The organism is Bradyrhizobium arachidis, assembly GCF_024758505.1.
Taxonomy (GTDB): domain Bacteria; phylum Pseudomonadota; class Alphaproteobacteria; order Rhizobiales; family Xanthobacteraceae; genus Bradyrhizobium; species Bradyrhizobium manausense_C.
The window spans coordinates 3,333,900-3,346,706 of sequence record NZ_CP077970.1 but is presented as its reverse complement, the minus strand read 5'-3'; the positions used below and the strand labels follow the sequence as shown (position 1 = coordinate 3,346,706).

Genomic DNA, 12,807 nt, shown 5'->3' with positions numbered 1-12,807 from the left:
GCGAGACTAGTCACGCGGCGGTTCTGCAGGACTTCAGGAATTTCGGCAGGTGCGCGTTCAGCGAACGCGCCAGCGGCTCGACCGAGGCGCGTTGGGCCTCGTTCTCGGGATCGAACTTGCGCCATCCGAAATAGTCGCCCTCGACGCTGATCGACGCCAGGTGCCGCATGATCGCGCGGCGGGTCGTGTCGAGGTCGTCGGGGGATTGCCATCGCGTCAGCCGCTCGGCGATGCCGTCGACCTCGCTGGTGTCGCGGACGTGCAAAAAGTGCTGCGCGGTTGCGTAGTACGGCTCGGTCGCGACCGAGCACAGCCCGGCCAGCGCCGCCTGGAAGCCGATGGTGCCGGTGAACGTCACCGACAGCGCGCACTTGCCGATCAGCAGATTCGCCGGCACGTCATAGGGCACCAGCACCACGGACGGCAGCTTCGCCAGGCGCTCGAACAGCTCGCGCTGGCGAAAACCGAACTGCAACGGATGATCCTTGACGAAGATGCGATAGCCGGCGCGTCCGAGCACCTCGCAATAGCGCACCACCACGTCGTCATGCGCGAGCATGCCTTGCTGCTCGAGCCAGTAGTCCATCGAGGCTTCGGGGAAGAGTTGAAGCCCGAGGAACACCCGTCGCTCGCGCGGTACTTCGGCGAGCCGCTTGTCCCAGCCATGATCGAGCAGCCCGAGCACGGCCACGTCGCGCATCCGCACCTTGTGCTTCAGCCGCTTGAGCGCGTCGAGATAGTGGCAGTTGTAGCGGTCACGCTTGAGGAAGCGCCAGACGTTGAAGAAGGCGCCGCGCAGCGCGTAGTAGCCAAAAATCCGCCAGAACTTTGCCAGTGAGAAGCGTTTGGCGTCGCGGACATAGGCGGGCGCGAAATCTTCCCTGCAGAGCTGGCCGACCGCCACATCGATGTCGTCCTTGGAGGGCTCGCGCAGCCAGACCGGCCGCCCGCGGCGCATGAGCATCACCTGATCCGGGATGATCGAGGTCGTCATCTCCAGGAAGTCGATGCCGCGCCGCCGTGCGATCCGCTCCATCACGTCCATGACGTATCGGTCGATGGTGAAAGTCATGACGAGATCGGGGCCAAGCTTGTCAAAAGCCTGCTCGATTGCCTGCGTCATGCCGCCGATCATCCTGAGCGCAAGATCGCGATCGATGCTCCTGAGCACGCGGCAGCGCAGGATGATGTCGGCGCATCCGTCCTCGCCGAACCGGTCGAGCGCTGCGGCCGCGGCATCGCCCCTGTCGGCAAAGCGGTAGAAATCGTCGACCAGCGAATAATCGCCGTCGTCGCGCAGGTCGCTGAGAACGACCGCGTCGGCAAACTCCATGCGCGAGGCCAGGTACTTCCACCACGCCGTCGTGCTGTGAATGGTGAAGAAGACGATGCGGGGCATCAGCTCTGGTTCGCGCCTTCTGAGGCCGTTCCGGCGAGGAAGGGACTGCTGGGCAGGTTGATGCAGCGGGTGTTCATATCCTCGGCGACGGGCAGCGAAGCGCGCGGACAGTCGCGGTACATCGGCAAGAGGTGCATCGGCGTCCACAGCGGTCGGGCGCGAATGCCGTGGCCGTGCAGGGCTTCGAGCAGACGGTCGCGCTCGGAGGCGTATTCGCGGTCGAGCACCAGCGTATTGAGCCAATAATTGCTCTCAGAACCCTTCGGCTCGCGATAGATGCGCGCCCAGGGAAAATCGCTGAAGGCGTCGAGATAGCGTTCTGCGAGCACACGCTTGGCCGCGACCATTCCGGCCAGGCGCTCCATCTGGGCGCAGCCGAGCGCCGCGTTGATGTTGGGCAGGCGGTAGTTGTAGGCGACCTCGTCGTGCTCGAACGCCCAGGCATGCGCCTTCTTCGCCGTCGAGGTGAAGTGGCGCGCGTGGCGGGCATGCGCCTCGTCGTCGGTCACGATCATGCCACCGCCGCCTGTGGTGACGATCTTGTTGCCGTTAAAACTCAGCACGGCGGAATGGCCGAACGTGCCGCAGCCCTTCCCGTTCAGGGTCGAGCCGAGCGATTCGGTCGCATCCTCCACGATCACGAGGTCATAGCGGGCGGCAACCGCGCCGAGCGCGGCCATGTCGACGGGATGTCCGAAGATATGCACGGGAACCACCGCGCGAAGCCGCCTTCCGGTATGTTTGTTCACCCAGGCGCCGTTCTGCCGCACAGCGACCTCGTCGAGATGCGCCTCGAGCGCGCGCGGATCGAGCCCGAGCGTGTCCCAGGTCGAATCGACGAAATGCGGCACGGCGCCGGCATGGCTCACGGCGTTGGCGGTGGCGACGAAGGTGATCGAGGGCAACAGCACCTCGTCGTTGGCCTCGACGCCCTCCAGCACCAGGGCCGCATGCAGCGCGGCGGTGCCATTGACGATCGCGACCGCGTGGCGCGAGCCGGTCGCTTCCGCCACCATCTCCTCGAAACGGGTGACGTATTTGCCGGCCGACGACACCCAATTGGTGTCGATGCAGTCGAGCACCAGATCGCGCTCGCGCTGCCCGAAACGCGGCTCATGCAGCTCGACCGGGCGCTGCGCCGAGCCGAGCGCGGCATCGACGGCATCGAGCACCGGCTTGAGATCAAGCATGGCGGGACGGTTCTGGCTCGCTTGCGCGGAGGACATGCTCATCTTGCTCACAGCGTGTAGGCATTGACGCGATAGCGGGCCAGGTTCTCCTGCTTGGTGAACCAGGCGATGGTCTGTTCGAGCCCCTTGCGTAGGCCGTCGACGCCGCCGAAACGTGGCGACCAGCCGAGCAGCTTTTGCGCCTTGGCATTGGAGGCCCAGAGCCGCTCGACCTCGCTGCGCTCGGGGCGCACGCGCACGTCGTCGTGCTCGATCTCGATCTCGGCTTCCATCAGCTCTGCGATCAGCCGCGCGGTGTCGCCGATCGAGATCTCGAAGGCGCTGCCGATATTGATGACCTCGCCGTTACAGGCCTTGGAGTCGAGTGCCGCCAGGAAGCCACCGACGGTGTCGGCGACATAGTTGAAGTCGCGCGTCGGATGGATGCTGCCGAGCTTGATCTTGCGCGCGCCGGCCGCGATCTGGGTGATGATGGTCGGGATCACCGCGCGCGCCGATTGTCGGGGACCGTAGGTGTTGAAGGGACGCACCACCGTCACCGGCGTGCCGAACGAGCGCTCGAACGACAGCGCGAGCTGGTCGGCGCCGATCTTGGTCGCGGAGTAAGGCGACTGGCCCTGGAGCGGATGCTCCTCCGTGATCGGAACGAATTGCGCCGTGCCGTAGACCTCGCTGGTCGAGGTGTGGATCACCTTCTCAACGCCGAGATCGCGGGCCGCCTGCAGCACGTTGAGCGTGCCGCGGATGTTGGCTTCCACATAAGTGTCGGGCGAGTGATAGGAGTAGGGAATTGCGATCAGCGCGGCGAGATGCAGCACGGCATCGCAGCCCTTCATCGCGGTGCGCACGCCGTTGGGGTCGCACACATTGCCGGCGAAGACGTCGAACTCCTTGCGGATATCTGATGGCGAGGAATCCAGCCAGCCGTGCGAGCCCATGCTGTTGTAGTGCACGAACGCACGCACCGCGACATTGCGCCGGACCAGCTCTTCCGCAAGGTGCGACCCGATGAACCCGCCCGCCCCCGTCAAAAGTACCTTTCGCAAAGTTCCTGTTCCCCTCTGGCCGGGCCACCCGACCTAACATGGCCGCTTCTAACCACTCCGGCCGTCAGAGGCCAGTTCGAATGAGCCGCGATCCCCTGATCGGATCGGGAACCCTGGCCACGAAATACAACCGTGCGCGCGCCACAAGCCTTTGATAAAGATCAATAAATCTCGCGCCCGCGGAGGCGCCCACTCGCGCTATGCAAATTCGCGCACGAGTCGGATCACGCTGTCCTGCTGCGCGGGCGTGATCTCGGCGAAGATCGGCAGCGACAGGATGCTGGTCTGGTCGCGGTAGGCGTGGGGGAATTGCGCCGCCGTGTGACCGAATCGCGCATAGGCCCGAAGCAGCGGCAGCGCGGTCGGATAGTTGATCGCGGTCTGCACGCCGTTGGCATTGAGGTGGGCTGCCAGCGCGTCGCGGCGCGGATGCCGGATGGTGTAGAGGTGATAGACGTGATCGCGGCCGGGCGCGACCTGCGGCACGCTCACGCCCTCGATCTGATTGAGGCCGGCGTCATAGATCGCGGCCGCGCGCTGCCGCGCCTCGGTCCAGGCGGCCAGATGCGGAAGTTTTGCCGAGAGGATCGCGGCCTGCATGCCATCGAGCCGGCTGTTGACGCCCTCGATCTCATGCTGATGCTTCACGAGGCCGCCATGGCGCGCGAGCCTCGTCATGTGCTCGGCAAGCACAGCGTCATTGGTGACGACGGCGCCTGCATCGCCCATCGCACCGAGATTCTTGCCGGGATAGAACGAATAGGTCGCAGCCGCGCCAAACGTTCCGACCATCTTCCCCCTGTAGCGCGCCAGATGCGCCTGCGCGCAATCCTCGATCACCCACAAACCATGCTTGTTCGCGATCGCCATGATCGCGTCCATGTCGGCGGGCTGACCGTAGAGGTGCACCGGGATAATCCCGACGGTGCGCGGCGTGATCGCAGCCTCGATCGCCGCAGGATCGATGGTGAAGGTCACGTCGTCGGTATCGCAGAATTTCACTGTCGCGCCGGCATGGGTGATCATTGCCGAGGTCGAGATCCAGGAATGCGCGGTCGTGATGACCTCGTCGCCCGGCTTCACTTTCAGTGCGACCATCGCGAGATAGAGCGCATCGGTGCCGTTGGCGCAGGACACGCAATGCCTGACGGATGCAGCCTTGGCGAAGTCGCGTTCGAAGGCATCGACATAGGGGCCGCGGATGAAAGCGTTGTCGCGGATGACGGCGGCAATCGCCGCGTCGATCTCACCCTTGATGCTTTGGTACTGGAGCTGGAGATCAGCGAAGGGAACTGTCATCAGTCATTTCCGCAAGGTCAATAGCCGCGCCGGATTGCCGGCATAGGTGCCGGCCACGGCGATATCCTTCGTTACCACCGAGCCTGCGCCGATCACGACGTCATCGACGATCGTCACCGGCATGATCGTCGCGTTCGAGCCGATCGACACCCGGTTGCCGATCCTGGTTTCGCGCCACAATTCCTTGCGCCCCCGAGCTGGACCCCCGCTCGCAAAGGTGTCGTTGATGAACATCACGCCGTGGCCGATGAAGCAGTCCTCACCGATAGTCACGAGCTCGCAGACGAAACTGTGCGATTGCACGCGCGTGCGGGCACCGATAACGACGTCCTTCTGGACCTCGGTGAACGGCCCGATGAAGCAGTTATCGCCAATCGTGCAGCCGTAGAGGTTGCAGGGCTCGACCACCTTGACGCCGGCACCGAAGGTGACGTCGCGGATCCCGCTCTGGTGGCGCTCGGGGCCGCTCACGAGGCAATGCCCAGGCGGCTACGACGGGGCACGAAGTGAAGCGGCACCTCCTGCCCGGTCTCGATGGATTCGTAGAGCGCGGAGATCAGCTCCAGGCTCTTGCGGCCCTGCAGCCCGTCGACCAGCGCCGCGCCGCGATCGGCAAGACACTCGACGACGTGCTGATAGTAGGCCTGGTGGCCAAAACCGTAGACGTTCGGCGGGTTGACCGAGAATTTTTCGATCACCTCCTTGTCCGACGGCAGTTCGTTAACGAAGCGCCAGTGGCGGATCTGGTTCATGGCGAAGCCGCCGACCTCCACCGTTCCCTTCTCGCCGAGGATCGAGAGCGAACCTTCGAGATCGACCGGACGCACGGCCGTCGTGGCCTCGATGATCCCGAGCGCGCCGCTGCGGAACTTCAGCGTCGCGACCGCGGTGTCCTCGGTCTCGATCTTCACCAGCGCGGTGGTGCTGCGCGCATGAACGCTGACCACGTCACCGAAGAACCATTCCAGCATATCGATGTGATGGCTCGCCTGGTTGGTCAGCACGCCGCCGTCCTGGGCCCAGGTGCCGCGCCAGGCGTCCTGGTCGTAATACGCCTGGTCTCGGCACCAGCGCACGCGCACCGTGCCGAGCACGAGCTTGCCGAACCGCCCGGCGTCGAGCGCTTCGCGCGCCTTGACGATCGGCACGTTGAAGCGGTTCTGCTTGACGACGAAGAGTTTTACGCCGGCCTCGTCGCAGGCGCGGATCATGTCGTCGGCGTCCTGCAGCCGTAGCGCCATCGGTTTTTCCACCACGACATGCTTGCCCGCCCGCGCGCAGGCGATCGCGTGCTGCGGATGCAGCCCGCTCGGCGTCAACACGGCGACGGCGTCGATATCGTCGCGCGCGAGCATGTCGTCGAGATCGTCATGCGCATCGACCTTGAACTTTGCGGCGATCGCATCCGCCCGCGCGCGAACGGAATCGCAGACGGCAAGGAGGCGCGCTCCTTCGATATGGTTGCCGCCCAAGAGGTCGGAATGGCGCTTGGCAATGCGCCCGCACCCGAGCAGGCCAAACCTGATCATGAGACCTCGATCTTTCTCTGAGGCGGGCTCGAAACGAGAGGTTCTAAGCGCACCGGTCAGGTGACCTATATGAACAAAAGCCCGAACGAATCAAGGCTTTAGACCCGTGCAATACCCCCTTCGGATGCCCTTCGGACATTGTGTGCACCGCTTGAATGGGATATTCGACCGCCACATGGGGCTCCCTGCAGACATCACGGATCGCGCGGCCGCGGACGGGCCTCGTTTGACCGGCAGCGATCGCGGCCTGGCGCTGCTAATCCTGAGCCATCTCGCGCTCGGCTGCATCTCGCTGATTTGCGTCGCGCTGGCCTACCCCCAGTTTCACATCTTCTTCCGCCAGGAGGCGCTGCCCGCGGCAATCGTCACGGTTGCGGCGTTCGCCGTGCTGGCGGTCTTGTTCGCCCGCGCCCGGTTCAGCTTCGGATACTTCGTCGGCTACTACCTCTTCGTCATGATCGCCGGCTATCTGTGGCTGAACAGCTTTTCCCAGTTCGGCTATAACCATCGCCTGAGCGGCCTCTCGGCGGCGGCGTCCGCGGTCGCATTCCTGCTGCCCGCACTCTATCAACCAACCCTGCCGCGATTGCTGACGCTGTCGCCGCAGGCTTTCGAGCGGCTTTTGACCTGGATCGTGCTGATCGGTGCCGCCGTCGCCGTCATCGGCGCGTACTATAATTTCCGGCTGGTCTCGATCGGGGACATCTACAGATATCGCGAGGCCCTGACCGCGCCGACGATCGTGAACTACCTCGTCGGGATCGTGACATCCGCGCTCCTGCCGTTCGCATTCGCCTGCTACGCGCTTCGGGGAAGCTACTGGCGCGCCGTCGCCGTCATCGTCCTGCTGCTGCTGTTCTATCCGGTCACACTGAGCAAGCAGGCCTTTTTCGCCCCGGCCTGGCTCATGCTCATGCTCGCGGCGACGCGGTTCCTGGACCTGCGGCTCACCGTCGTCCTCTCCATGCTGGTACCGGTCGCAGCCGGTGTGCTCCTGTTTGTCCTGTTCCGGTACGGCTTGCTTCCGGAGCGGTTCGCGATGCCCTTTTTCCAACTCGTGAACCTCCGGATGATGACCTTCCCATCGCTTGCGATGGACTATTACAACGAGTTCTTCTTCGGCCACGATCTGACCCGCTTCTGCCAGATCAGCCTCCTGAAGCCGTTGATGACCTGCCCCTATCAAGAGCCGCTCGCGGTCGTCATCTACAAGTCGTTCGGCATCGGCGGCTACTTCAACGCATCGCTGTTCGCCACCGAAGGCATCGCTTCGGTCGGCCCGTTGTTTGCCCCGGTCCCGGCGCTCTTGTGCGGCTTCGTCATTGCGATCGTGAACGGCATGTCCGCCGGCGTACCCCAGCGCATCATCCTGGTATCCGGGGCGCTGCTGCCGCAGACGCTGCTCAACGTTCCCTTCACGACGGTCATGCTGACGAACGGAGCGGCACTATTGTTTCTGCTGTGGTACGTGATGCCGCGCGGCATCCCCGAACAGAAGCGCTAGGACGGTGCGCGTCCTCATCCTCAACGCCGACTATCCGCGCTTCCTGGCGTGGCTGTATCGTCGTGCGCCCGATCTTGCCGGCGCGCCTTACGCAACGCAGATGGCGGCGCGCAATGCCAGCCTGTTCGGCGTCGCCGATTTCTACTCGCGCAACTTCGCAGCGGCGGGACATGCCGCCGCCGACATTCACGTCAACAATCCCTGGATGCGAGCGGCGTGGGCGCGCGAGCACGGGCTCGCGGTCGAGCAACCGCCGGCGCCTGATACACAGGTGCAGCGGCAGGCGATCCCCGGCTGGCTCCAGCGCACCATCGCACCGTTCAAGCCCATTCTCAGGCCGCTGGCGCGCAAGGTGGGCTTGAGCCCGCGGCTCGACGCGGAGGCGGAAAAGATCCTGCTGGCGCAGATCGAGGAGTTCAAGCCGGACCTCGTGCTCAACCAGGACGTCTTCCATGTCGACGCGCGCCTCGCGCGGCAGATCAAGAGCATCGGCCGCCCGATCCTGATCGGCCAGGTTGGCATCCTGCCGTCGCGCGGTGAGGACTGGTCGTCCTACGACCTGATGATCTCGCAGCTCCTCCAGGTCGTGCAGTCCTTCCGCAACGCCGGCGTCAGATCCGAAGTGGTTCATCTCGCCTTCGAGCCTCAAATCCTCGACGTTCTTCCGCCGCCGCCGGAGCGCAGCATCGACATCTCCTTCGTCGGCGCGGTGTCGGCGGATCACCAGCAGCGCGTCGCGCAACTCGAAGCAGTGGCGCGGAAGTACGATCTGAAGCTCTACGGCAGCGGTCTGCACACCCTGCCCGCCTCCTCGCCGCTGCACCGCTGCTATCAGGGCGAGGTCTGGGGCGTGGAGATGTATCAGGCGTTGCGCGCGTCCCGCCTCACGCTCAATTCGCATATCGACATGGCCGGACGCGAAGCCGGCAACGCACGCCTGTTCGAGGCGACCGGCGTCGGGACCTTCCTCCTGACCGATTTCAAGGACAATCTACACACGTTGTTCGACGAAGGCCGCGACGTCGCGGCCTGGCGTTCGGTCGACGACTGCCTCGCGATGATCGATCGCTATCTCCGGAACGACGACGCGCGCAACGCGATTGCCGCAGCAGGCCAGGCGCGGACGCTTTCGACCCATACATTCAGGCAGCGAGTCGACGACATTCTCCGCTTCGTCGGTCGAAACTAGCGCATCGCCGCGCGAGCCCCTCCACCCTTGACGGTGCGGGTCAAAATAGCCAAAGTGCCGCAGCGCTAGGGACGCTATGTCTCTATAAATACAGCATTTTTGTCGAGGCCCCGGATGGAACACGTCGAACATGTCAGATTCGGCGAGCAGCTCTACGCGATCATCGTTCGCGCCTCGTTTCGCGAGCCGGGCATCACCTTCTTCTCCTCGCCCGAGTTGTCGCAACAGCTCGCCTTCATGAGCCATCCGGAAGGCAAGAGCATCGCGCCCCATCGTCATAACAAGGTAACGCGGGAGGTGCATTTCACGCAGGAAGTTCTCCTCATCCAGAAGGGCAAGCTGCAGGTCGATTTCTACACCGAGGCCGAGGAATATCTGGAGAGCCGCATGCTCGGCGCCGGCGACATCATCCTGCTCTGCAGCGGCGCGCATGGCTTCCACGTCATCGAGCCGCTCGAGATGTTCGAGATCAAGCAAGGCCCCTATGCCGGCGAGAACGACAAGACGCGTTTCTCCGAAGCGCCGGCGTCCGAGATACGGATCAAAGGTCCTGAGCTGTGAGCCCACCCTTCGTTCCCGTCAACACGCCGCTCCTCGATGGCAACGAGGCAAAATACCTCGCTGAGTGCATCAGCACGGGTTGGATCTCGTCAGAAGGCCCGTTCATCAAGCGCTTCGAGGAAGCCATGGCAAGCGCCGCCGGACGGCGGCACGGCGTTGCCGTCACCAACGGCTCTGTCGCGCTCGACATCGCCGTTCATGCGCTCGGCCTCGAGCCGGGTGACGAAGTCATCATCCCGACCTTCACCATCATCAGTTGCGCTTCTGCCGTGGTGCGGGCCGGTCTCGTTCCCGTCGCGGTCGATTGCGATCCCGCGACCTGGAACATGACCATCGACGGCGTGGAGGCGGCGATCACGCCGCGGACGCGCGCGATCATGCTGGTCCACATCTACGGCCTGCCGGTCGACCTCGACCCGATCCTCGAGCTTGCCCGCAAGCGTGGCCTGAAGGTGATTGAAGACGCCGCCGAAATGCACGGCCAGACCTATCGCGGCGCGCCCTGCGGCAGCTTTGGCGACGTCTCGACCTTCAGCTTCTATCCCAACAAGCACGTCACGACCGGCGAAGGCGGCATGATCCTCACCGACGACGACGCGCTCGCCGATCGCCTCGCCAGCCTGCGCAACCTCTGCTTTCAGCCGCAGCAGCGCTTCATTCACGAAGAGCTCGGCTGGAACGCGCGCATGACCAATCTTCAGGCTGCGCTCGGCGTTGCCCAGGTCGAGCGCCTGCCGCAGACCGTCGAGATCAAGCGCCGCATCGGCCGGCACTACGACAGCCACCTCGAGAACGTCGACCGCATCCGCCGCCCTGTTGTAAGCACCAACTATGCCGACAACATCTACTGGGTCTACGGCGTCGTGCTGGACGACGACGTTCCCTTCGACGCCAAGGAGGCAATGCGGCGCCTGGCGGAAAAAGGCATCGGCACGCGGCCGTTCTTCTGGTGCATGCACGAGCAGCCGGTGCTGCGCCGCATGGGCTTCATGCTGAACGAGCAGCATCCGAACGCAGAGCGCATCGCCCGCCGCGGCTTCTATCTGCCGAGCGGACTTGCGCTCTCCGATGACGAGATCGCGCGGTCCGCACAGGCGCTGAAGGAGATCTTGGCGTGAGCGTGTTTGCGGACTACGCGCCCTGGTATGATCTCCTGTACCGGGACAAGGATTACGCCGCCGAGGTCGACTTCGTCGCAATGCGCCTCCTCGCGCACGGCATCGCCTCGGGCAAACTTCTGGATCTCGGCTGCGGCACGGGCCTGCATGCAATCGAATTCGCGCGCCGCGGCTGGGACGTCGCCGGCGTCGATCTCAGCGCCGACATGATCGCCAGGGCGATGTCGCGCGCCGCGCAAGCGGGACTCGAGATTCCCTTCCGGCAGGGCGACGCCTGCGAGGCCGGCCCGGAGCGCGACTGCGACGCGGTCGTGTCGCTGTTTCACGTCGCGAGCTATCAGAACGACGGCGAGCGGCTGGAGGCCCTCTTCCGCACCGCTTACGCGGCGTTGAAGCCCGGCGGCTTATTCTTCTTCGACTACTGGTACGGCGGCGCGGTGCTGGCCCAGGGCGTCGAGACGCGCGTCAAGGTCATCGAGCAGGCACCGCTACGCCTGACCCGGATCGCGCAATCGGAGCATGACGAACCGAAGGCGACGGTGCTCGTGAACTACACCCTGTTCTGCGAAGACACGGATCGCTCGACGATCCGGCGCGTCGACGAGACCCACCGCATGCGCTACTGGTTCCCATTCGAGGTCGAGGCTTCGCTCAAGCTTTGCGGGTTCGAGCCGGCCGGCAGCCATGCCTGGCTGTCCGATGCCGCACCCAACGTGAACGACTGGGCCGCCTATTCCATCGCGAGAAAGGCCGCGCAGCCGTGAAACGCTATCACGTCGGCATCTTTCTCGAGCTGCCGCTCGACGTCGGCGGCGGCTTCCAGCAGTCGCTCACCGACATCATATGGATGCGCGACTGGGCCAAGTCCGCCGATATCGACGTCACCGTGTTCACGACGCTGCCCGACAACGTCGCGATCCTCGCCGATCTCGGCATCAACAGCGTGTATCTGAAGCTTGGGTGGCTCGACCGCCTGTTCCTGTTCCTCAAATATTTGGGACCGTTCGACCTCCTGCAGTACGCCATGCGCGTCTGCGCGCCGTTCGAGAAGAGGCTGAGCAAGGCCGGCGTCGACATCGTCTACTTCACCACCACGTCGAACTGGAATCTGGTGCTCTACAAGCTGCCGTTCATGATCACGATTTTCGACGGCTGCTTCCGCGACAGCCCCGAATTCGACGAGGTGCGCGAATTCGCCCAATTCGAGCGGCGCGACATGGTGTGGCGCAGCGCAGCCACCAAGGCCGCGGTGGTCATCACCAACGCCGACGAACTGATCGACATGCTGTGCCGGCGCTACGCCATGGAGCGCGACCACGCCGTCTGCATCCCATTCTCGCCGTCGCTCTACGTGGCCCGGTCAGGTGCGACCGGCGAGGCCGAGGACGCCGCGATCCTGAAGAAGCACGGCATCGAGCCCGGCTATCTGTTCTATCCGGCGCAATTCTGGTCGCACAAGAACCATGCGACCATACTGCTCGCGATGCGCCTGCTGAGGGATCAGGGCGAGAGGCACACGCTGGTGCTCTGCGGCTCCGATCCCGGCGCGCGCGCCGCATTCGAAGCGCTGGTCGCGCAACATGGTCTTGGCGATTCCGTGCGCATGCTCGGCTTCGTCCCCTCTGCGGAGCTTGGCGCCCTTTATCGCGGCGCCAAGGCGCTGGTCATGGCCACCTATTTCGGCCCGACCAATCTGCCGCCGCTGGAGGCGTGGGCGGTTGGCACGCCGGTGATCTATCCGGAAGCCTTCAAGGCGCAGGCCGGCGATGCCGCCGTCCTGTTCGACTACGACGATCCCGCCTCGCTCGCAAAGGCCATCGTCAAGGCCGGCTCGGCCGAAGAGCGCACCCGGCTCGCCATCGCGGGCAAGCAAAGGCTCGCCCACTTCGGCGAGCGGATTGACGAAGGGCATCGGCAACTCGCCCGGCACCTGATGCGGCTGAGATATCGCCGCTATCCGCAGATCTACTGA

The 12,807-nt window shown here is 64.4% G+C and carries 12 protein-coding genes; 6 read left to right on the top strand and 6 right to left on the bottom strand.

Going from position 1 to position 12,807, the window contains the following annotated elements; translation table 11 throughout:
- Positions 1-10: 10 nt before the first annotated feature.
- The 6 genes from KUF59_RS15030 to KUF59_RS15005 all read right to left on the bottom strand — a co-directional run bounded on the left by KUF59_RS15030 (position 11) and on the right by KUF59_RS15005 (position 6,463).
- Complete coding sequence (locus KUF59_RS15030; RefSeq protein WP_258769617.1) at positions 11-1,399, bottom strand: alpha-2,8-polysialyltransferase family protein; 1,389 nt, start codon at positions 1,397-1,399, stop codon at positions 11-13.
- A complete protein-coding gene (locus KUF59_RS15025; RefSeq protein WP_258769615.1) occupies positions 1,399-2,625 on the bottom strand; it encodes a LegC family aminotransferase in 1,227 nt (408 codons plus the stop codon). The genes KUF59_RS15030 and KUF59_RS15025 overlap by 1 nt, the downstream gene beginning before the upstream one ends.
- 11 nt (positions 2,626-2,636) lie before the next feature.
- Entirely contained in the window at positions 2,637-3,635 is a 999-nt protein-coding gene (locus KUF59_RS15020) for an NAD-dependent 4,6-dehydratase LegB (protein WP_258769614.1), read from the bottom strand.
- Between the two features lie 198 nt (positions 3,636-3,833).
- On the bottom strand, positions 3,834-4,934 hold the full coding sequence (locus tag KUF59_RS15015) for a DegT/DnrJ/EryC1/StrS family aminotransferase (protein ID WP_258769613.1): 1,101 nt from the start codon (positions 4,932-4,934) through the stop codon (positions 3,834-3,836).
- A 3-nt stretch (positions 4,935-4,937) separates the two neighbouring features.
- Positions 4,938-5,405: an acyltransferase gene (locus KUF59_RS15010; RefSeq protein WP_212457652.1), complete on the bottom strand. Its 468-nt coding sequence runs from the start codon at positions 5,403-5,405 to the stop codon at positions 4,938-4,940.
- A complete protein-coding gene (locus tag KUF59_RS15005) occupies positions 5,402-6,463 on the bottom strand; it encodes a Gfo/Idh/MocA family protein (RefSeq protein WP_258769612.1) in 1,062 nt (353 codons plus the stop codon). The genes KUF59_RS15010 and KUF59_RS15005 overlap by 4 nt, the downstream gene beginning before the upstream one ends.
- A 175-nt stretch (positions 6,464-6,638) precedes the next feature.
- Between KUF59_RS15005 and KUF59_RS15000 the strand changes: the two genes are divergently transcribed.
- The 6 genes from KUF59_RS15000 (at position 6,639) to KUF59_RS14975 (ending at position 12,807) form a co-directional block, all read left to right on the top strand.
- The gene (locus KUF59_RS15000; RefSeq protein ID WP_258769611.1) at positions 6,639-7,967 is read left to right on the top strand and encodes a hypothetical protein; all 1,329 of its coding nucleotides are present in this window, start codon (positions 6,639-6,641) and stop codon (positions 7,965-7,967) included.
- Between the two features lie 4 nt (positions 7,968-7,971).
- The gene (locus tag KUF59_RS14995) at positions 7,972-9,156 is read left to right on the top strand and encodes a CgeB family protein (RefSeq protein WP_258769610.1); all 1,185 of its coding nucleotides are present in this window, start codon (positions 7,972-7,974) and stop codon (positions 9,154-9,156) included.
- A 114-nt stretch (positions 9,157-9,270) separates the two neighbouring features.
- Entirely contained in the window at positions 9,271-9,717 is a 447-nt protein-coding gene (locus KUF59_RS14990; protein ID WP_212457655.1) for a cupin domain-containing protein, read from the top strand.
- Positions 9,714-10,835 carry a DegT/DnrJ/EryC1/StrS family aminotransferase gene (locus KUF59_RS14985; protein WP_212457656.1) on the top strand — a complete coding sequence of 374 codons (1,122 nt, stop codon included), beginning with the start codon at positions 9,714-9,716 and terminating at the stop codon, positions 10,833-10,835. The genes KUF59_RS14990 and KUF59_RS14985 overlap by 4 nt, the downstream gene beginning before the upstream one ends.
- On the top strand, positions 10,832-11,599 hold the full coding sequence (locus KUF59_RS14980; RefSeq protein ID WP_258769609.1) for a class I SAM-dependent DNA methyltransferase: 768 nt from the start codon (positions 10,832-10,834) through the stop codon (positions 11,597-11,599). Before KUF59_RS14985 ends, KUF59_RS14980 begins: the two co-directional genes overlap by 4 nt.
- Positions 11,596-12,807, top strand: coding sequence for a glycosyltransferase (locus KUF59_RS14975; protein ID WP_258769608.1), 1,212 nt, complete (start codon positions 11,596-11,598; stop codon positions 12,805-12,807). Before KUF59_RS14980 ends, KUF59_RS14975 begins: the two co-directional genes overlap by 4 nt.

Excerpts from the sequence above, each read along its gene's own strand:
- KUF59_RS15030 (WP_258769617.1), bottom strand. The coding sequence starts at position 1,399 with ATGCCCCGCATCGTCTTCTTCACCATTCACAGCACGACGGCGTGGTGG.
- KUF59_RS15025 (WP_258769615.1), bottom strand. The coding sequence starts at position 2,625 with ATGTCCTCCGCGCAAGCGAGCCAGAACCGTCCCGCCATGCTTGATCTC.
- KUF59_RS15015 (WP_258769613.1), bottom strand. The coding sequence starts at position 4,934 with ATGACAGTTCCCTTCGCTGATCTCCAGCTCCAGTACCAAAGCATCAAG.
- KUF59_RS15005 (WP_258769612.1), bottom strand. The coding sequence starts at position 6,463 with ATGATCAGGTTTGGCCTGCTCGGGTGCGGGCGCATTGCCAAGCGCCAT.
- KUF59_RS15000 (WP_258769611.1), top strand. The coding sequence starts at position 6,639 with ATGGGGCTCCCTGCAGACATCACGGATCGCGCGGCCGCGGACGGGCCT.
- KUF59_RS14990 (WP_212457655.1), top strand. The coding sequence starts at position 9,271 with ATGGAACACGTCGAACATGTCAGATTCGGCGAGCAGCTCTACGCGATC.